Origin of the sequence: Streptomyces roseofulvus (assembly GCF_039534915.1) — a bacterium.
Classification (GTDB): Bacteria; Actinomycetota; Actinomycetes; order Streptomycetales; family Streptomycetaceae; genus Streptomyces; species Streptomyces roseofulvus.
The window spans coordinates 6680831-6700504 of the sequence record NZ_BAAAWE010000001.1 but is presented as its reverse complement, the minus strand read 5'-3'; the positions used below and the strand labels follow the sequence as shown (position 1 = coordinate 6700504).

The 19674-nt window shown below is 73.8% G+C and carries 15 protein-coding genes and 1 pseudogene; 4 read left to right on the top strand and 12 right to left on the bottom strand.

All coding sequences use genetic code 11. From position 1 onward, the window contains the following. Positions 1-52 precede the first annotated feature (52 nt). The 10 genes from ABFY03_RS30900 to ABFY03_RS30855 form a co-directional block, all read right to left on the bottom strand. Positions 53-1771 (bottom strand): GH3 auxin-responsive promoter family protein, encoded by a 1719-nt coding sequence (locus tag ABFY03_RS30900; RefSeq protein WP_487222186.1) that lies wholly within the window; start codon positions 1769-1771, stop codon positions 53-55. Next, positions 1768-2400, bottom strand: a complete 633-nt coding sequence (locus ABFY03_RS30895) for a hypothetical protein (RefSeq protein WP_346171356.1) — start codon at positions 2398-2400, stop codon at positions 1768-1770. Before ABFY03_RS30895 ends, ABFY03_RS30900 begins: the two co-directional genes overlap by 4 nt. Beyond that, positions 2393-3442 carry a ketoacyl-ACP synthase III family protein gene (locus ABFY03_RS30890; RefSeq protein ID WP_346171355.1) on the bottom strand — a complete coding sequence of 350 codons (1050 nt, stop codon included), beginning with the start codon at positions 3440-3442 and terminating at the stop codon, positions 2393-2395. Before ABFY03_RS30890 ends, ABFY03_RS30895 begins: the two co-directional genes overlap by 8 nt. Before the next feature lie 108 nt (positions 3443-3550). Beyond that, complete coding sequence (locus tag ABFY03_RS30885) at positions 3551-4621, bottom strand: ketoacyl-ACP synthase III family protein (RefSeq protein WP_319008160.1); 1071 nt, start codon at positions 4619-4621, stop codon at positions 3551-3553. A gap of 67 nt (positions 4622-4688) precedes the next feature. After that, on the bottom strand, positions 4689-5792 hold the full coding sequence (locus tag ABFY03_RS30880) for a VOC family protein (RefSeq protein WP_346171354.1): 1104 nt from the start codon (positions 5790-5792) through the stop codon (positions 4689-4691). A gap of 86 nt (positions 5793-5878) precedes the next feature. Continuing rightward, positions 5879-6664 carry an SDR family oxidoreductase gene (locus ABFY03_RS30875; RefSeq protein WP_319008158.1) on the bottom strand — a complete coding sequence of 262 codons (786 nt, stop codon included), beginning with the start codon at positions 6662-6664 and terminating at the stop codon, positions 5879-5881. 56 nt (positions 6665-6720) lie between these two features. Then, on the bottom strand, positions 6721-7863 hold the full coding sequence (locus ABFY03_RS30870; RefSeq protein WP_346171353.1) for a zinc-dependent alcohol dehydrogenase: 1143 nt from the start codon (positions 7861-7863) through the stop codon (positions 6721-6723). Next, positions 7860-8294 (bottom strand): cupin domain-containing protein, encoded by a 435-nt coding sequence (locus ABFY03_RS30865; protein ID WP_346171352.1) that lies wholly within the window; start codon positions 8292-8294, stop codon positions 7860-7862. Before ABFY03_RS30865 ends, ABFY03_RS30870 begins: the two co-directional genes overlap by 4 nt. Continuing rightward, complete coding sequence (locus tag ABFY03_RS30860) at positions 8291-9133, bottom strand: cupin domain-containing protein (protein ID WP_319008155.1); 843 nt, start codon at positions 9131-9133, stop codon at positions 8291-8293. Before ABFY03_RS30860 ends, ABFY03_RS30865 begins: the two co-directional genes overlap by 4 nt. Continuing rightward, positions 9130-10407 (bottom strand): sedoheptulose 7-phosphate cyclase, encoded by a 1278-nt coding sequence (locus ABFY03_RS30855; RefSeq protein ID WP_346171351.1) that lies wholly within the window; start codon positions 10405-10407, stop codon positions 9130-9132. The genes ABFY03_RS30860 and ABFY03_RS30855 overlap by 4 nt, the downstream gene beginning before the upstream one ends. A gap of 266 nt (positions 10408-10673) precedes the next feature. Between ABFY03_RS30855 and ABFY03_RS30850 the strand changes: the two genes are divergently transcribed. The 3 genes from ABFY03_RS30850 to ABFY03_RS30840 all read left to right on the top strand — a co-directional run bounded on the left by ABFY03_RS30850 (position 10674) and on the right by ABFY03_RS30840 (position 14113). After that, positions 10674-11879, top strand: a complete 1206-nt coding sequence (locus ABFY03_RS30850) for an MFS transporter (RefSeq protein WP_319008153.1) — start codon at positions 10674-10676, stop codon at positions 11877-11879. Between the two features lie 77 nt (positions 11880-11956). Beyond that, the gene (locus ABFY03_RS30845) at positions 11957-13186 is read left to right on the top strand and encodes an acyltransferase family protein (RefSeq protein ID WP_346171350.1); all 1230 of its coding nucleotides are present in this window, start codon (positions 11957-11959) and stop codon (positions 13184-13186) included. Positions 13187-13198: 12 nt separating this feature from the next. Next, positions 13199-14113 carry a TIGR03619 family F420-dependent LLM class oxidoreductase gene (locus ABFY03_RS30840; protein WP_319008151.1) on the top strand — a complete coding sequence of 305 codons (915 nt, stop codon included), beginning with the start codon at positions 13199-13201 and terminating at the stop codon, positions 14111-14113. 79 nt (positions 14114-14192) lie between these two features. Here ABFY03_RS30840 and ABFY03_RS30835 read toward each other — a convergent pair whose 3' ends face one another. Further along, complete coding sequence (locus tag ABFY03_RS30835; RefSeq protein WP_346171349.1) at positions 14193-16916, bottom strand: helix-turn-helix transcriptional regulator; 2724 nt, start codon at positions 16914-16916, stop codon at positions 14193-14195. Between the two features lie 178 nt (positions 16917-17094). Between ABFY03_RS30835 and ABFY03_RS30830 the strand changes: the two genes are divergently transcribed. Beyond that, positions 17095-19239, top strand: coding sequence for a M4 family metallopeptidase (locus tag ABFY03_RS30830; RefSeq protein WP_346171348.1), 2145 nt, complete (start codon positions 17095-17097; stop codon positions 19237-19239). Positions 19240-19364: 125 nt separating this feature from the next. On the opposite strand, the pseudogene ABFY03_RS30825 reads toward ABFY03_RS30830, so the two are convergent. Next, positions 19365-19637 (bottom strand): annotated as a pseudogene (locus ABFY03_RS30825) (arylsulfatase); the annotation flags it as partial. Positions 19638-19674 lie beyond the last annotated feature (37 nt).

Here is a 19674-nt window from a genome sequence, read left to right as displayed (position 1 = left end):
CGGGTGCGGGGAGGGGCGGTGCGGTGCGCCGGGGCGGCTCGCGGCCCGGCCGTCAGGCGGTGCCCGTCAGCCGGCGCCAGAGCGTGGTGTCCTGGCGGAACAGGCGGTCCTTGACCTGGGTGGGGCGGATGCCGGTGGCCACCGCGGCGTGCCAGTCCCGCTGGAAGGCGTCCCGGTCGAGGAGGCGGAGCGCCGGGGCCGCCAGGCGGCGGTCGGTGCGGGCCCTGGCGTAGTCGGCGGACTCCCGCGTCAGGGCCTCGTCCAGGAGGGTCGTGAAGCGGCCCGCCTCGGCGTCCTGCCAGGGGGTGGCCGGGGAGACGGCGAAGACGTAGTGCGGTGCGCTCGCCCCGGAGGTGCGCTCGGTCCGGCAGGCGACGTTGACGAGGTCGAGGCCGGTGGCGTCCAGAGCGTCGCGCAGGGCCCGTACGACCTGGGACTCGCGCAGCCGCTCCCCGGCCGCGTCGGACCGGTTGGCCCGGCCCGCGTAGGCGACCCGGGGGACGCCGCCGGGCATGTCCACGACCCGTACGACGTCGCCCACGGCGTACCGGTAGAGGCCGCCGACGTGGCTGAAGAGCACGTGGTACTCGCGTCCCGCCTCCAGCTCGTGCGGCAGCAGCGTCTCGACGTCGGGCGTGAGGTCGGCGTCGGCGTCCACGAACTCGTACGCGGAGGCGGTGACCACCAGGCTGCCCGCCGATCCGTGCCGGTCCAGCGGCACCCCGACCGGCCCCTCGGACGCCGCCACCGGGGCCGGCAGGGCCGCCACCCCGGCGCCGAAGCGGTGGCGCAGGGTCGGCAGGTAGAGGGAGGCGACGCCGGTCGTCCAGCCGAACAGGGCCCGGATCCTCGGCCACACCTGGGCCGGGGACAGGGTGTCGAAGTAGGCTGCCAGGCGCTCCAGTTCGGCGGCCCGCGCCGGATCCGGGTCGCCGTGCGGCACGCCGCCCAGCGTCCCGTCGCGGACCTCCTTGACGATCCGCTCCCCCCACAGGCCGAGCTGGTACGGCACGGCCGCGATCATCGCCGGGTTGATGCCGATGAGACAGCGCACGTCGCTCTGGACGGCGAGCCGCAGCCGCAGGTAGGCCTTCTCCAGGTGGTCGTCGGGGGCGACGTCCACGGGAAGGGTGCCCCAGGGCGCGGCGGTGCCCAGCTCGGCCGAGAGCGGCTCGCCGAACTTCGCGCCGAAGTCCACCTGGCTGGCGCCGACGTGGGGCCGGCCGCCGGACGTGGTGGGCGGGGTGGCCAGCGGGTCGTGCTTGAGGTTGAGGACGGCGTCGGGCCGCTGCGCGACGTCGGGGTGGTTCTCGACGAGCGGGGCCCAGGCCGCGTAGTAGAAGGGGAAGAACGTGGTGCGCATGAACCGCCGGGTGACCGGGATCTTCTTGTGGGCGCCGGTGCTTCCGCTGCTGGTGAAGTAGACGACCGGCTGGTCGGCCGAGAGGAGGTTCGGCTCGCCGGCCGCCATCCGCTCGATGAGCGGGGCGTGCGCGGCGTAGTCCTGGACGGGGACGGCCTTGCGGAAGTCGTCGATGTCGCGGATCCGGCCGAAGTCGTGCCGCTTGCCGAACTCGGTGCCGGAGTTGAAGTCGAGCAGGTCGGTGAGGACGTCGTGCTGCCGTCCCCGCATGTCGCCGAGGGCGGCGGCCAGCCGGGCGCGTTCGGCGAAGACCCGCTCGCGGTAGCGCTCGGCGTGCCCGGGGGCCGCCCAGCCGGTCGCGTCGCCCGTCCCGGAGGTGGACCCGGTGGGCCCGGCGTGCGCGGTCACGGTGCGATCACCTCCACCACGGCGTCGGCGGCCCTGGCCGCGCTCGGCTGTTCCCCGATGATCGTCACGGGCACGTCCCGCACCTCTTCCAGCATCAGTTTGCGAAGACTCGTCTGGTAGCTCTCGAAGCCCAGCCAATCGGGGCGATCGCCGGAGTACTCCAGCGGGTTGAGCCGCGCGCCGTCGCCCGAGCGCCGCCAGGCGGACGCGGGCGAGACGTCGAGGAAGACGACCGCGCGGGGCTTCGGGAAGGAGCGCCACCAGGCGTACATGGGGTGGTTCCGTATCCCCGCCAGCCGGCATTTCGCGAGGATCTTGTAGTAGTAGGAGTCCATGAGCAGCGGTCCGCCGTCGTGCCGCGCCAGTTCGTCCCTGAGGTGGACCACGGCGGTCTGCAGGAGGCTGGCCAGGAAGTCGGCGGAGTAGCGGGTGCCGAGGTGCGGCAGGACGTCGTCGACGACGTGCCGGCGCAGCGCGCCGACGAGGTCGTGCCCGGGGCCGAGGAGGTCGTGGTCGGTGGAGAGGATCCGCCAGTCGGGCAGCCGGGCGGCGACCTCGGCGATGACCGTGGACTTGCCGGCGCCGTCCGGGCCGAGCAGGACGTGGAACGGCCGGTGGTCGTCAGTCACGGCCGGCCTCCGCGTCCGCTCCGGCGCCCGCGCCTCCGGTCACCTCGACGACCGCGCAGGTCCAGACGAACCCGGCGCCCACGCCCACCAGGAGGACCCGGTCGCCCGTGTCGATCCGGCCGGTCTCCAGGAGGTGGCTGAGGCCCGCGAACTGGTCGCCGGGGCCGAGGTGCCCCACCCCGAGCCCGTACTCCAGGAGCGTGCGCTCCTCGGGGACGCCGAGCGGGCCGATGCACTGCTTGTGCGACAGGTCGGCCCCGAAGAACGGCACCACGACGGCCGCCATGTCGGCGACGTCGCACCCGGCGTCCTCGGTGCAGCGCTTGACGGCCGTGAGCATGCCCGCCTCGTTGCGGGCGATGGTCTCGGCGAGCGGCGTGCCCTCCAGGAAGACCCGCTTGCGCGCCACCAGGTCGAGCGGTGCCGCCGGATCGGCGGGCGGGTGGTGGAGGTCGTCGCCCCGGTGCAGGCCCTCGAGGGACGGCTCGGAGTGGGTCGCGGTGGCCACGAGCCGCAGCCGGCCGGGGGTCCGCGAGAGCACCGCGGCGGTGCCCCCGTCGCCGAAGACCAGTCCCCGGTCCGCCGTCCACCGGGGGAAGCGCGGTTCGGCGAACCGGTCCGCGGTGGTGAGCAGCGCCGCGGTGACCTCGGGCACGGCGCTCAGGTGCGCCGCGGCCAGTTCGAGCGCGGCCATGCCGCCGTTGGACATCTGGCGCAGCTCGAAGGCCATGGCCTCGCCGTGGCCGAGCGCCCCCCGCTGGACGTAGGCGGCGGTGTTGGCGAAGCTGATGCCCTGGTGGAAGCATCCGGCGTGGATGAGCAGGCCGATGTCCCGGGGGTCCCGGCCCGCCCGGTCGAGCGCCAGCCGGGCCGCGTCGATCGCCAGGTCGGGGGCGGGGCGGTCGCTGACGCGGGCCGCCCGCTGCCGGGTGCGGGCGGCCTCCTCGGCGCTGAAGCGCCCTTCGGCGACGGCCCGCGCGCTGTCGACCGGTTCGCCGAGCACGGCGGACACCGCGTCGATGTACATCCCTGACCAGCGCATGTCTTCCCCTCCGATGCTTGTTCCGTGCCGTGGTGGTGGGTGCGGGGGTGCGGGCGCGGGGCGGGCGGCGACGCCGCGTCCCGCGCCCGCCCCGCGCGGGCCGGCGGATCAGGCCGCGTCGAGCACCCGGAGGGTCCCGGCGTCCGGACCGGACCAGTCGGGGACCTCGTCCACCGTGACCACCGCGGTGGTCCAGCTGAAGCCGACGCCGACGCCGACGACGAGCACCTGGTCGCCGCGGCGGAGCTGCCCCGACTCCAGGAGGTACGTCAGCCCCGCGAACTGGTCGCCGCCGCCGATGTGGCAGGTGTGCCGGCCCCAGTCCCACACCGTGCGGTTCACGTCGATCTTGTACGGGGCGAGGAACTCCCATTCGAGCAGCTCCCGGCCGACGTTGGGGACGACGACCCGGGCGATCTGGTCCATGGAGGTGTCGGCCTCGGCGAAGGTCCGCTCCGTGTTGGCCAAGAGGCCCTTCACGAGCCGTTCGACGACGAAGTCGTGGCCGACCCGCTTCATGTAGCGGCGCTTGCGGCCCCGCAGGTCCAGGGGCTTGCCGTCGGCGTGGGGCACCGGCGTGAAGCCGCGGTCGACGTCGCGGTAGGCGTCCTCCAGCTCCGGGTCGGAGGTGGAGTTGCTGGCCACGAGCCGGGCGAAGCCGGCGCCGCGGTTGAGGACGAGCGCGGTCGCTCCGTCGGCGAAGACCTGGCCGCTGTCGCTGTGCCAGCGGTCGAAGCCGGGCGGGGCGTAGCGGTCGCCCGTGGTGAGGAGGGCCGCGGCGGCGCCGTCGCGGCCGTTCAGCCAGGAGGCGCCCAGTTCCAGGGCGGCCATGCCGCTGTTGGAGGCGTGGTCGATGTGGATGGCGGGTGCCGTGCCCGCGACGGTGTGCCGCTGCACGTAGGAGGCGGGGGTCCAGAAGTCCTCGCCCTGGTGGTACATGCTCGCGTGCAGGACCAGAGCGATGTCGTCGGCCGCGACGGCGCTGCGGGCCATGGCCTGCCGGCCGGCGGCGACGGCCATGTCGACCGCGCCCAGGTCGTCCGACTCCAGCGCGGACACCAGCTGGTTCTCCTCGAACTCGTCGGCCGGGTAGCGGCCTTCGTCCCGTGCCCGCTCCGCGCTCGCGGGAGCGGGGAGGTGGGTGCCGAGTCCGGCGATGTGTATGTCGTCCCAGCGCATGGGGGCCTTTCTCCAGGTCTCCGCGTGCGGGTGTGCGCACGCGGGCGGGTCGGTGGGGGGTGACCGCTCAGCGGTGGTTCCAGGACGGGCTCGGGCCGAAGCGACGGGAGCTGGTGTGCTGCTCGTAGGGCATTCCGTCGGGCATGTTGAGGACCTCCATCTGGAGGCCCCACGGGGCGCGGAAGTAGACCCAGCGGTCGCCGTGGATGGGGCCGCCGTCCTCGATGAGCTGCGGCTCGCCGAGCACCTCGACCCCGGGCACCGTGCGGAGCCAGGCCGCGGCGGCTTCGACGTCGTCCACGTAGAAGGCCAGGTGGTGGCCGCCGACGTCGCTGTTGCGCGGCAGCTCGGTGCGCTGGTCGGCGACGGTGTACTGGAAGAGCTCGACGTTGGTGACCGGACCCAGGCGGACCATGGCGGCGTCGACCTCGATGTCCTGGGGGACGTCGAGCTGGCGGCCGCAGTAGTCGGCCTCCGCGGCGATGTCGACGCGGTAGAGCAGTTCGCCGCCGAGGACGCCGGTGAAGAAGTCGAGGGCCTGGTCGAGGTCGGGCACGGTGTAGCAGACGTGGTCGACGCCGAGGGCGGTGGGCAGGCCGGGCTCGGGCAGCGAGGGGTCGGCGGCGGGCCGGTAGAGGCGCGCCCCGGTCTCCTTCTCGTAGGGCAGCTCCTCGGCGACCTGCTGGAGCTCCATCTGCAGGCCCCACGGGGCGCGGAAGTAGACCCAGCGGTTGCCCGCGATCGGGCCCTCGGCGATGTGCTGGACGTCGCCCTGCACGACGACGCCCGGCACCTCGCGGAGGTGGGCGACGGCCCGGTCGATGTCGGCCACGCCGATGGCGAGGTGGTGGCCGCCGACGTCGCTGTTGCGCGGCAGCTCGGTGCGCTGCTCCGGGGCGGTGTACTCGAAGAGCTCGATGTTGGTGTCGCCGAGCCGCAGCAGCGCGATCCTGGCGCTGGCGCGCGGGTGGACGGCGAGCTGCCGGGTCATCCAGTCGCCGTCGTCGCGGACCGGACCGAGGACGTAGAGCTCCTGGGCGCCGAGGACGTCGACGAAGAAGCGGACGGCCTGGTCGAGGTCGGGGACCGTGAAGGCGTGGTGGTCGACGTTCCGCGCGGTGGGTATGCCGGTGGCCTGGAGTTCCGCGGCGGCGGAGGGGGCGGGGTTCACCTGGATGCGTTCCTTACGTTGCTTCGGGGGACGGGAAGGGCTTCGGAGAGGTGCGGGGGCTCCGCCGGGGTGCGGCGCGGCCCGGTTCAGAGCCGGCCGGCGTGGGCGGCGTTGGCCTCCGCCGCGACGAGGCTGAGGCCGCCGTCGACGACGAGCGAGGTGCCGGTGGTGTAGGCGGCCCCGTCCGACACCAGGTGGGCGATGAACGCCGCCACCTCGTGGGGGCCGCCCGGACGGCCGGCCGGGATGGCGGGCCGTGCGATGGCGGTGGCGGGGTGGCCCGCGGGCACGCCGTTCATGGGGGTCGCGGTCTCGCCGGGGGCGACGGAGTTCACGGTGATGCCGTGCGCGGCGAGTTCCATCGCCATGACCTTGGTCAGCATCCCGAGGCCGCTCTTGGCGACGCAGTAGGTGCTGCCGCCGCTGATCGGGATGTGCTCGTGCACGCTGGTGACGTTGACGATCCGCCCGCCCCTGCCCTGGGCGATCATCGTCCGCGCGGCCTCCTGGGCCAGGGCGAACGGGCTGGTCAGGTTGGTGTCCAGCACGCGGTACCAGGACTCCAGGTCCTCGTCGACGGCGGGCGAACGCCGGTTGATCCCGGCGTTGTTGACCAGGACGTCGATGCCGCCGGCGGCGCGTACGGCGGCGCGCAGCTGTGCGGCGGCGGTGGCGGGCCGGGCCAGGTCGAAGGCGACGGGGGTCGCCTCGACACCGTGTCCTGCGGCGAGTTCGGCGGCGAGTTCCTTGGCCGCCCGTTCGTTGCCTCCGTACCCGACGATCACGTCGTGGCCTGCGGCGGCCAGCGCGCGGGCGGTCTCCGCTCCGATGCCGGAGCTGGCGCCGGTGATGAGGCTGATGGGCCTGGGCATGGGTGTCCTTCGTCCTTGGTGGGTGTGCGGGTGCGGGGCAGGGGTGGGGCGCGGCGTCAGGCGGCGCTCCGCGCCGGTGCCCGCGGCTCGGACCGGGAGCCGTCCTCGCCGTCGGCGGGGGCGCTCGGGTCGAGCGCCACCTTGGGCGCGGTGCGCCCGGAGTCCTGGAGCAGCCGGAAGGCCTCGTCCGCCTGGTCCAGCCGCAGGACGCCGGCGATCATCCCGTCCGCGGTGAGGGCCCCGTCGCCGAAGAGCTTCAGGACGCGGTCGTACTGGTCGAGCCCGTGCCGGATGCCGTGCACGGTGATGCCCCGCAGGACGAGGTCGCCCAGGTCGACGCCGTCCACGGCCTCCGACGCGACGCCGACGGCGGCGATCCGGCCGCCGACCGCGGTGGTGCGGAGCGCTTCGTGGAACGCGCTGGTCGCGCCGGACGCCTCGACGACGACGTCGTAGTAGCCGGCCGGTGCCTCGCCGGGCCGGAAGGTGCGGCGCGCGCCCATGCGCCGGGCCGTGGCGAGTCCGGAGTCGTCGACGCCGACGACCTCGACGGATCCGGCCAGGCCGGCGGTGAGCTGGACGGCCAGCAGGCCGATGGTGCCGGTGCCGATGACGAGCGCCCGGTCGCCGGGGGCGCAGTGCGCCCGCCGCAGGCCCTCCAGGACGGTGACGGCCGGCTCCACGAGCATCGCCGCCTCGTCCGTGACGTCCTCGGGGACGACGCTGAGGGCGTGGGCGGGCATCCTCAGGTACTGGGCGGCGGCGCCCTGCTGTCCGTACAGGCCGACCTCGCGCAGGCGTCCGCACTCGTTGCGGCGCCCCCGGTGGCAGGCCCGGCAGTCACCGCAGCTGATCATGGTGTGGCCGACCACCCGGTCCCCGACGGCGATCCGGGCGTCCGCGGCGCCGGCACCGGTGGCTCCCGGTGCCACCGCGACCACGCGGCCGACCCACTCGTGGCCGAAGACGTGGGGGTACGGGGCGCGGCCGTCCCGCACGTAGGTCGCGGTGCCGTGCAGCAGCTCCAGGTCGGTGCCGCAGAGGCCGACGCGCAGCGGGGCCACGAGCACCTCGCCGGGGGCGGGGTCGGGTATCGGCATCTCGAGGAGCCGGGTGGTGTGCGGGGAGGCCACGGCGGCGGCGCGCATCGTGCCGGTCGGCCAGCCGGCCGTCCGCTCCCCCGTGCTGTCCCGGGTCATGCGACACGCTCCTGGGGGCCGGGGGTCGTGTTCCCGATCGCGCGCTCGCGCGGGGGGAGTTCGGGTACGCGCGGCGGCAGCGCGGTGTGCGCGTCCTTGGACAGGACGCGCAGGACGAGGAGTTCCGCTCCGTCGGGTCCGGCCTCGACGAGGGCTCCGGTCCCGGCCGGGACGAGCACCACGTCGTCCGCGTCGAGCCGCCGGGCCGTCCCGCCGAGCCGCAGCGCCGCGGTGCCCCGCAGGACGTGGACGGCCTGCTCGACGCCCGGGTCGTCGTGGCGGCTGGTCCGGCCGGGCGGCAGGACGACGTGGTCGAAGGTCTCGCACTCGCTGTGCAGCATGCCGCGCCGCGCGAGGCAGCGCCAGGTCGGCGCGGCGGCTCCGGCGGGCCCCAGGGCGCGGGTGGGGGTGCCGGTCCCGGTGACGATCACGCCTCCTCCACGGCGGCCGTGGTGAGGGAGAGTTCGGCGTGGAAGAGCCGGAGCCCGCCCGGTTCGCCGTCGGCGGCGCCGGAGCGGTCCGCGCGGATCCGGGCGGACGTGCCCCGGGGCAGGGTCACCGACACTCCGGGGCCGAGCGGCGCCTCGCTGTCGCCGGAGACGGCGGTGCCGCTGCCGGAGAGGACGAAGACGGTGTGTTCGGTCCCGGTGGCGGCGAGGTCGAGGCTCTCGCCGTCGGCGACGGTCACGGTCTCGATCAGCCGCAGTGGTCCGGTGAGGAAGGTGGTGGGGTCGATGCGCTGCTCGTCGCCGAGCCGGTGGATCCGGGCGTTCACGTCGGCCTCTTCCTCCGTCCGCCGGCGGGGGGCGTCGCCGGACGGGTTCGTGGTGCGGCCCCGGAGGGCGCCGCTGGTGTGCGGGGAGCGGATCTCGGCGACCAGCCAGTCCAGTCGGGTGGTGCCGGTGTTCACCAGGCCGTGGACGGTGCCCAGGCCGGTGAGGATCAGGGAGCCCGCGGACACGGGGTGGGGGGTGCCGTCGAGGTACATCTCCCCTTCGCCGGACAGGAGGAAGTACAGCTCCTCGGTGCGGGTGTGCCGGTGTTCGCCGCTGACTCCGCCCGGCGGGATGCTGGCCCACTCGACGGCCTCCCACTCCCCGGTCAGGTCGTGGCGCCCGGCCAGGCACTTCCAGTGCGAGAGTCCCGCGGCGCCGTGCACGCCGTGCACGTCCGCCGGGGCGGTGACGTCGGCCAGCAGGACGTGCCGGGGTTCCGCGGCGGCCGCCGCGGTGTCGCCGGCGGCCGCGGTGTCCGTGACGGCCGTGGTCATCGGGTCCCCCGCTCGGCGGTCCGGCCCGCGTCCTGGAGCGCGCGCAGGTCCTCGACGGCGGAGGCGAGTTCCAGGGCGGTCACGTCGTTGACGAAGGTGGCGCCGCCGATGCCGACGGGCAGCGGCAGGCGCTGCTGCCCGTCGCGGTGGCGCACGGTGTCCTGGAGCGCGTCCGCGAGGATCTCCCCCGTCAGCAGGTCGTTCCAGCTGGGCAGTTCGAGGGCCCGCATGGTGGCGAGGATCCGGTCCCGGTCGGTCTCGCTCACCAGTCCGCGGTGCTGGGCGAGGACGGTGGTGAGGGCCATGTCGACGCAGACGGCCTCGCCGTGCAGCAGTTCGGGCAGCGCGCGCATCTCGACGGTGGGGCTGAAGGTGTGGCCGTAGTCGACGACCCGCTCCAGCTGGGCCTCCCAGAGGTTGGGCTGGAGCTCTTCGAGCATGCCGTGGATGGCACGGCGCAGGGTCTCGGCCCCGGCCAGCTCGCCGGTGGAGGACAGGCCCTGGAACTTCTCCTCCAGCAGCAGGCCGCCGTGGCGTTCCAGGAGCTGGAAGAGGCCGCCGTCCTTGATCAGCGCGATCTTGAGGATCTCCGCGAGGCCGTTGCTGATGTGCCGTCGGTCGAGGGTGTTGAGGAAGCAGCGGTCGAGCAGCGTCAGGTCGGCCGGGAAGTAGGTGCCCAGACGGTTCTTGTGCCCGTTGAAGTTGACGCCGGTCTTGGCCCCGACTCCGGCGTCCACCAGGCCGATGAGCGTGGTGGGGACCCGGACGAACGGGGTGCCCCGCCGATAGAGGCTGCTCACCAGGCCGACGATGTCCATGAGGACGCCGCCGCCGATGACGACGACGGGCTCGTGGCGGCGCGCGATGCCGAAGTCGTCGATCTCCCGGATGATGTGCGCCGCGGTGTCGAAGGCCTTGACCGACTCGTCGGCCGGCACGACGCAGATCCGGTGCTCCACCTTGTGGTGGTCGAAGTAGGCGCGGATCCGGTCGCCGTGCAGCAGGTCGACACGGGCGTCGACGACGACGAAGCGCCGCACGGGGGCGGCGTCCCCGCCCGTCGCGCCCCGGGAGCCCGCCTCGACGAGGTCGGAGCTGGAGGGGTCGAGCACGTCGTCGACGAAGCGGATCTCGTAACTGACGGGCTTGGCCGTCCGTACGACCCAGGAGTCGACCTGCTGGCTGAAGGTGAAGAGCCCGGACGGCTCCTGCGCGGCGCCGTCACTGGACCGCGACCCGCTGACACGGGACCGCAGGACGTCGGAAGGGGTCATGGGAGCACACCTCGTACGTAGGAAGGGCGGCGGGGGGGGGGCGGCGGACGACGGGACCGGCCGGTTCCGCGTGCTCGACAGGCCGCGGTTTCAAGGCGCTGGGAGCGTCCGGCTCGCATGGCGATCGGTCCGCCGCGACACACACTCATTCACAATGTATGACTTGTCAAGTATTTTGAAATGCATGCGCCTTGCATTACGGTGAGCGCCACCCGTCCCCACCCGCACCCCGGCCCGCCGGGCCGTCTCACATCCCAGGGACCACCATGCCCTTCCCCCTCTTCGCGCTGATGCTGTGCGTCTTCGGCGTCGGCACCTCCGAGTACGTGATCGCCGGCATCCTGCCCGGCCTCTCCGACGACCTCGGGGTCGACATCCCCACCGCCGGACTCCTGGTCACCGCCTACGCGTTGGGCGTCGTCATCGGCGGACCGATCATCACCATCGCCACCGCGCGCATCGAGCGGAAGACCCTGATGCTGCTGCTCATGGGCGTCTTCATCGCGGGCAATGTGCTCGCCGCGGTCGCCCCCGCGTACTGGGTCGTGGTCGTCGCCCGCGTCGTCGCGGCCCTGGTCCACAGCACCTTCGTCGCCGTCGGCATCATGCTCGCCGTCTCGATGGTCCCCGAGGGCCAGTCGGGCTCGGCGGTGGCCAAGGTGTCGCTCGGGCTCAACCTCGCCACCGTCCTGGGCGTGCCGCTGGGCACCTTCATCGGCGAGAGCCACGGCTGGCGCGCCACCTTCTGGGCCGTCGCCGGCATCACCACGCTGGCCACGCTCCTCGTCGCCGCGGTCGTCCGCCCCGCCCCGGCGACCGGCGGCGGAGCCGCGTCCGAGCTGAAGGTCCTCGGCAACCGGCGCGTCCAGATCGCCATCGCGATGACGGTGCTCGGCAGCGCCGGCTTCGGCACCGTCTTCACCTACATAGCCCCGCTGCTCACCGACGTGACCCACTTCTCCACGGGCGCCGTGACGGTGCTGCTCATCGTGTTCGGCGTGGGGTCCGTCGTCGGCACCGTGCTCGGCGGCAAGCTGGCCGACCGGTCGCTGATGCCCGCCCTGTGCGCGCTGCTCGCGGCGCTGACCGGGATCCTGCTGCTGTTCGGCGCCACGGCGTCGGCGCAGATCGTGACCGCCGTCCTGGTCTTCGTCTTCGGAGCGGCGGCCTTCTCCATCATCCCCGGCCTGCAGACCCGCATCCTCGGCGCCGCGGCCGGTGCGCCCACCCTCGCGCTGGCGGTCAACATCTCCGCCTTCCAGCTCGCCAACGCGGGCGGCTCGTGGCTCGGCGGACGGGTCGTCGACACCGCCGGAGTGCGCTGGACCACCGTCGCCGGGGCCGCGGTCACCGTCCTGGGACTCGTGCTCGGACTGCTGGAGCTCCGCCGCGACCGGCGCGAGCGGCAGGCCGAGGCCCCCGAGGCCGCGGCGAGCACCGGCGGCGGCCCGCGCACGGCGACGGTCGGCTGACCCGCCGTGCGACACGCCCCTCGCACCGCACCCGAGCCGCGGCCACGGGTCGCCCCGAACCGGACCGGAGGCGCGTCATGACCGGAGAGAACACCGCCCCCCGCCCCCGGCTGACCTCCCTCACCGGCGTCCGCTTCTTCGCCGCGTTCCTGGTCTTCCTGTTCCACGTGGCGATCATGAAGCCCTTCGCCGACCAGGGCGTCTCCGAGGGCCTGTTCACCGTCTTCAGCAAGACCGGCTGGGTGGGTGTCTCCTTCTTCTTCGTCCTCAGCGGCTTCATCCTGACCTGGTCGGCCCGCCCCTCGGACACGGTCGGAGCCTTCTGGCGCCGGCGGCTGGTCAAGGTGTTCCCCAACCACCTGGTCATGTACGCCGTGACGATGGCGCTGTACGCGGCGGCCACCGTCACGGGCACGACCGCCGTCCTCAACCTGCTCCTGCTGCAGTCGTGGGTGCCCGAGGAGTCCGTCTACTTCAGCGTCGACAACCCCAGCTGGTCGCTGGGTTGCGAGCTCTTCTTCTATCTGCTCTTCCCGCTGCTGCACCGGTGGATCGGCAGGATCGGCGCGCGCCGCCTGTGGTGGTGCGCCGGAGCGCTGATCGCGGCGGTGATCGCCCTGCCGGCGGTCGTCACCGCGCTCCTTCCGGCCGAGCCGAGCATGATGATGCCGGACAAGTCCGGTCCGGCCCTGGGCTTCTGGCTGGTCTACGTCTTCCCGCTCACCCGGGTGCTCGACTTCGTCCTGGGCATCGTCATGGCCCGGATCGCCCTGGAGGGCCGCTGGATCGGCATCCGCCCGCTGCCGCTGATCGCGCTCTTCGCGCTCTGCTACGCCGGCTCGCTGTACCTGCCGGCGCTGTACGCCCTGAACGCCGCGACGGTCGTGCCGCTGGCCCTGCTCATCCCCGCCCTCGCGCACCTCGACGTGGAGGACCGGAAGACGTGGCTGCGCGGCCGGACCCTCACCCTGCTGGGCGAGATCTCGTTCGCCTTCTACCTGGTCCACTGGCCCGTCCTGGTCTACGGCCGCCGACTCCTGGGCGAGCAGCGGCAGTTCTCCCTCCCCGTCGGCGCCGCGCTGATCGCGCTGTGCGTGGTCCTCGGCCTGGCCCTCGCCTGGCTGCTGTACGTGGGCGTGGAGCGGCCCGCGATGCGTCGCTGGGCGAAGGCGCGCCGTCGCCCCGACGCCACCCGTACCGCTTCCGGCGGCACTCCCCCCGCCCGCCCCGCCGCGGCCGTCCCCCCGCAGCCCGGCCCGCACGACGACGTCCCCGCACCGCCCGCACCGGCGAGACCCGCCCGCTGAAAGGCCCCCACCATGCGATTCGGCATCAACCTCCCCAACTTCGGCTCCGGCATCGGCCCGGACACACTGCGGGGCTGGGCCACCACCGCCGAGCGGCTCGGCTACCACCTGCTGACGGTCTCCGACCACATCGCCCTGACCTCCGACGCCCACAGCCGCTCCCCCGCGCCGTTCTACGACTCGTTCACCACCCTCGCCTGGCTCGCCGGACAGACCAGCACCATCGAGCTGGGCACCGGGGTGGCCATCACCCCGCAGCGCCACCCGCTGCAACTGGCCCGCGTCAGCGCCTCCCTGGACCAGCTCTCCGGCGGACGGCTGGTGCTGGGCGTCGGGGTCGGCTGGGCGTACCACGCCTTCCAGGCGCTCGGCGTGCCCTACGAGAAGCGCGGGGCCCTCACCGACGAGTACCTGAGCGCCCTCCGCGTGCTGTGGACCGAGGAGGTCGCGAGCTTCCACGGCCCCACCGTGGACTTCGACGGCGTCCACACCGCGCCCCGCCCGGCCCGCTCGCCCCATCCGCCCGTCTGGGTGGGCGGCAACAGCCGCGCGGCCGTCCGCCGGGCGGCGCGGTACGGCGACGCCTGGCACCCGATGTGGCCGCAGGGCCCCGAACTGGCGCCCGCGCTGCGCACGCTGGCGGACGACGCGGCGGCGGCCGGCCGGCCCACGCCGGCCTTCTGCCCGACCATCCCCCTGGCCCTGACCGACAAGCCGGTCCCGCGCCACCTGCGGCGTCTGGGTCAGGGCACCCTGGAGCAGCTCCACTCCGACCTGGTCCTCCTGGAGCGATTGGGCGCCCAGTACGTCGGCCTGAACACCGAACTGGGCGACCACCGGCGCCGGCGGCCCGCCCAGGACGACTGGGCGATCTTCGAGCACCTGGCGAACACGGTCCTCGACACCACCGGAGAATCCCTCCGCTGACCTCGACGCGTCCCGGCGCCTGCCCCGGGGCCCCGGGCCGCGATGGCACCCGGGCGGCTCCCGCAGCCGCCCGGGTGGCTCACTCGCGTGCCGGTGTGACGGTGTGTGCGAGCTGGAAGCGTGAGTGCAGGCCGAGTTTCCGGTAGACGCGGGTGAGGGTCGCTTCGACCGTCTTGACGCTGACGGTGAGGGCGGTGGCGATGTCGCGGTTGCTCGCTCCGGCGGCGGCGAGTTCGGCGCAGCGCTGCTCGGCGAAGGTGAGGCGGGGGTGGGCGTTGTCGTCCGTGGGGGCGGCTTCCAGCCGGCTGAGGGTGTGCGCGGCGGTTTCGGCCCAGGGGTGTGCCTGGTGGGCGGTGAAGAGGTCGACGGCGCTGTGCGCGGCGGTGCGGGCGCTGGCGCGTCGGCGTCCGCGCCGTTCGGTGTGGCTGAGCGCCAGCAGGGTCCTGCCGCGTTCGAGGGGGAGGTGGCGGAGGTGGCCGGCCGCGTCGGTGAGGCGCCGGGCCGCGGTGTCGTAGTCGCCACGGGCGGCGTCCAGGAGCGCCTGGGCGCGTTCGAGCGGAGGAAGGACCATGTGCCTGCCGAGATCGATCGCTGTGCGGCGGGTCTCGTCCAGCAGGCTCTGCGCCTGGTCGAGGCGGCCGAGGGCGACGAGCGTCTCGGCGAGTTCGGGATGCCAGCGCAGGACGGAGGGGTCGCGGACCTGCTGGAGTCCCTCCAGGTCCCGCACCTCTTCCAGAGCCTCCAGGGCTTCCTTGGGGCGGCCGGTGGCCAGGAGGAGGTGGCCGAGGGCGAAGAGGTTGCGGGAGAGGAAGACCTTGTTGTCCTCCTGCCGGGCGGTGTCGACTCCGCGGCGTGCGTGGAGGAGGGCGACGTCGGTGCGACGGGCGGCGCCCTCGACGAGGGCGGAGGTGTAGCACGCCGGTGCGGGTGACAGGGAGGTCATGTCGGTCAGGGCCTGGGCACGGTGGGCGTGGTCGAGTGCTCTGGCGCACCGTCCCGCGCGGAGTTCGGCCTCGGCGAGGCTGCGCCGGATGTCCACGGTCGCCTCCGTGTCTCCGGTGCGCTCGGCTTCGACGAGGAGGGGAAGCAGCGCGGTGCGGGCGTCCTCGGGGTGGTCGTCGAAGAGGGCGTGCCGGGCGGCGAGGTGCTGGGGTGTGCCGTTGGCCGGGATGGCGGCGGCGCGTGGCAGGGACAGGGCGCGGCTGAGGGTGGTCTCGGTGTCGGGGTGGCCGAGCACGCGCTGGAGGCGGGCCCGCATCGTGAGGGCCATGGCGGTGGTGGTCATGTCGCCGGCGGTCTCGGCGAGGGTGGTGGCGCGGCCGGCCAGGTCGCACGCCCGGTGGGGGTCGCCCTCGTTGACGTTGGCCCAGATGGACTGGCGGATGAGGAGTCGGGCCGTCAGGTCGGGTCGTCCGGCCGCCGCGCGGAGTGCGGCGGCGAACAGTTCGTCCGCGCTGTGCAGGTGCCGACCGCTCGCGTCGATCAGGGCGACGAGGGCGTCGACGCGCTGGTCGGGGGTGGTGTCGTGGCCCAGGACGAGGCGGGCGGCGGCCCGGGTTCGGGGAAGGTCGCCGTAGTGGGCGGCGTCGCGTACGGCGGTCAGGGCCCGTTCGGTGAGCAGGTCGCCGTCGTCGTTCGGGGTGCGCTGGGCGGCGAGGAGGGAGAGCTCTGCCGCGAGCGCGTGGTCGCCGCGCTGCCGGGCGCGTACGGCAGCACGGGCGGCGTGGAGGGCCGACCGCGGGTCGGCGGCGTCGGCCGCCAGCGCGGTGTGCCGGTCGCGGCGGACGCTGTCACGGCTGGCCTCGGCCAGGCGGGCGTGCAGGCGCCTGCGCGCGTGGCCCGGCAGCCGGGCCACGAGTTCGGTGCCGATCGCGGAGGCGGTGAACCGCACCGTCCCGTCGGACTGTCCGGCGTCGAGGAGTCCCGCTGCCTCGGCCTCGGCGAGGAGGGCCTCGGCCGCCGGGCCGGCGAGGCGGCCGAGCAGTTCGAGGTCGGGCCGGTCGTCGAGTGCGGCGAACGTCAGCAGTTCCTGTACCTGGGCCGGTACCTCGTCCAGCCACTCGCCCACCAGTCGGCGGGCCGTCGGCGGCAGGGCCGACGTGCCTTCACCGTCCCGGTCCGGGAGCGGGCGCGCGGAGTCGGCCAGCGCCAGCGCCAGGGCCGGGTTCCCGCCACTGCGAGCGTGGATGCGCGTGACTTCGCGGGCGGCGAGCCCGTACGGGGACAGCAGAGTCGCGACCTGCGGGGCCGTCAGGGGCGGGATGCGTACCGCGCGCGCGTCCTCCCCGCACCAGTGGCAGCCGGCCTGCGGGCGCCGGGTGCGCTCGGCCGCGATGACGGGAAGGTCCGGGGTCAGGCGCAGCGCCCAGCCCAGCACGGCCGCACTGCCGGCGTCCAGCCACTGGGCGTTGTCCACCACCAGGGTCATGGGCGGTGCCTCCTGCAGCAGAGCAGCGGTCAGGCGGCGCAGCCGAAGTGCCCGACCGGCATCGTCCGGGGAACCGGACCGGCCGGCGGTCTCGTCGAGTGCCGCCGTCAGCTCCCGCGCGGCGGGCAGGGCCGGTAGGGCCAGCGCGAGTTCGAGCAGCCCGGTGTACGGGATCCCGGTGTCCTGGGGGCCCGGGGCCAGCCGCAGGACGGGCAGCCCCAGCCGTCGCCCCAGGGACTCCGCCGCGGTGGTCTTGCCGCTTCCGGGCGGCCCGAACAGGACCACCCGGCGGGTGCCGGGCACGTCTTCCGGCACCACCGGCAGCACGGGACCGGCCTCGTAGGACGCGTTCGTCCCCATCGCAGAGTCTGGCATCGGGCCATGGTGCGCCCGCCGGGCCTCCCCGTCCAGGTCAAGGGTTTGCCCCGATGTCGGCTGCCTCCCGCGTCCCTAGCCTCATGGCCACAGCCGGGCCAACCGCCGCTGAACGCCCCCCGCACCTCAGATGACGTCCCGCGGCATTTCCCCGACAAGGCCCGGCGGAAGGATTGCGATGAACCGCAAGAACGCCCTTGCGGCCGGTGTCGCGGCAGCCCTCGCCCTGGGCTCCGTGACCATGGTGGCCACCCAGTCCACCGCGGCTCCCCGGCCCACCACGGCCGAAGGCACCGCCGTCGCCCAACCCGGCGCCGGGTTTCGGGCGATGACGGCCGACGCGCGTGGCGAGGCGATACGCACGGCCGGCCGGAACGCGGCCGCCACCGCCCGCGAGCTCGGCCTGGGCCCCGACGAGCGCCTGGTGACCAAGGACGTGCTGATCGACGCCGACGGCTCCCGGCACGTCCGCTACGACCGCACCTACAGAGGCCTGCCGGTGATCGGCGGCGACCTGGTGGTGCACCTCACCGAAGACGGCACGATCACCGGCTCGGACCTGGCACACCAGGGCGCGATCCGGATCGCCGGCACCACCCCGAAACTCACGGCCGCCGACGCCTCCGCCAAGGCCGTCAAGCACGCCAGGCACGTGAGGAAGGCGAAGGCCGGCGGCAAGGACAGCACCCTGGTGGTCTACGCGGTCGGCAAGATCCCCGTCCTCGCCTACCGCTCGACCGTCACCGGCGAGGGCGAGACCGGCCCCGCCTCGCGCCAGGCGGTGATCGTCGACGCCACCACCGGAGCGCCGCTGGACCAGTACGAGCTGCACCAGAACGTCACGGGCACCGGCAACGGCGTCACCGTCGGCCAGGTCTCCATCGAGACCACCCAGACCGCCGGCGGCTACACCCTGACCGACCCCGCGCACGGCGGCACGATCGTCTACGACTCCTACAACAGCCCCCAGTCCAACCCCGCGCAGAACGCCCGGGCCTTCTCCAAGGCCACCAACTCCTGGGGCAACGGCACCAGCTCCAGCCGCGAGAGCGCCGCCGTCGACGCCTCCTACGGCCTGGCGAAGACCTGGGACTACTTCAAGAACTCCTTCAACCGCTCCGGCATCCGCAACGACGGCCGCGGCGCCCGCGCCTACGTCCACGTGGACACCAACCTGCTCAACGCCTTCTACGACGACAACTGCTTCTGCATGTACTTCGGCGACGGCTCCTCGCAGAACGGCAACACCCCGCTCGCCACGCTCGACGTGGGCGGCCACGAGATGACCCACGGCGTCACCGCCGCCACCGCCGACCTCACCTACTCCGGCGAGTCCGGCGGCCTCAACGAGGCCACCAGCGACATCTTCGGCACCATGGTCGAGTTCTCCGCCGACAACGCCGGCGACCCGGGCGACTACTACATCGGCGAGAAGCTCAACATGTCCGGCGGATACATGCGCCGGATGGACAACCCCGCCGCCGACGGCAGATCGCTGTCCTGCTGGAACTCCGGCGCCGGCTCGGTGGACGTGCACCTCTCCTCCGGCATCGGCAACCACTTCTTCTACCTGGCGGCCGAGGGCACCGGGGCGAAGACCATCGGCGGACGCCCGCACACCGGAACGACCTGCAACAACGACACCTTCAGCGGCATCGGCAAGGACAAGGCCGCCGCCGTCTGGTACCGCGCGCTGACCACCTACATGACCTCCACCACCAACTACGCCGGCGCCCGCACCGCCACCCTGCAGGCCGCCGCCGACCTGTACGGCGCCAACTCCCAGGAGCGCTACCTCGTCTCCAAGGCGTGGGCCGCCGTCAGCGTCGGCACCGCCCTCCCCGACCCCGGCACCCCCACCCCCTCCCCGACCACGCCCCCCGGAGGCAACGCACTGGCCAACGGCAGCTTCGAACAGGGCACCACCGGCTGGACCCAGAGCGACAACATCATCACCAACTCGTCCCTGCAGACCGCGCGCGACGGGTCCTGGTACGCCTGGATGATGGGCTACGGCGCCGACGCCGTCGAATCCCTGTCCCAGCCGAACATCGCGGTGCCCTCCACCGGCACCCCGAAGCTCACCTTCTGGCTGAAGGTCTCCACCCAGGAGTCCGGCTCCACCGCCTACGACACCCTCAAGGTCAACGTCAACGGCACCACGCTGGCCACCTACTCCAACGCCGACGCCGGCCCCGGATACGTCCAGAAGACCGTCGACCTGTCCGCCCACAAGGGCCAGACCGTGAAGCTGGAGTTCGCCGGCACCGAAGACACCTACCTGTCGACCATCTTCCTGGTCGACCAGATCACCATCGGCTGACCGGTCCGGCTCACCACCCGTGCTCCTGCGGCCGGAGCCCCTCCTCGGGCGCTCCGGCCGCAGGAGCCGCCGCGCGTCGCCGAACACGCGGAAACGGCCTCTTCCACGGCGGACCCCTGGTCGGACTACTCGAAGGCCGAGGCCGCCTCCTTCAGGGCGGCGGCGACCGCATCCGGGGCGTCGGGTCCGGGCGGGCCCGGGCGGTAGGTGACGGAGCGGATGCCGCCGGTGTGACGGAAGGAGCGCCGGCGCTCGTACAGGGGCCAGGAGACCGGGGACTTGCGGTCCACGCCGACACTGATGCCCTGGAACGGGGCCATCCCGATGAGCTGGTGCACGCTGTCGGGGGCGGCCCGCTCCTCGCCGTCCACCGCGACGGTGAAGCTCCAGCGCAGCCCCTCCTGACGCCAACCTCCGCCGCATCGTCCCCGCCGA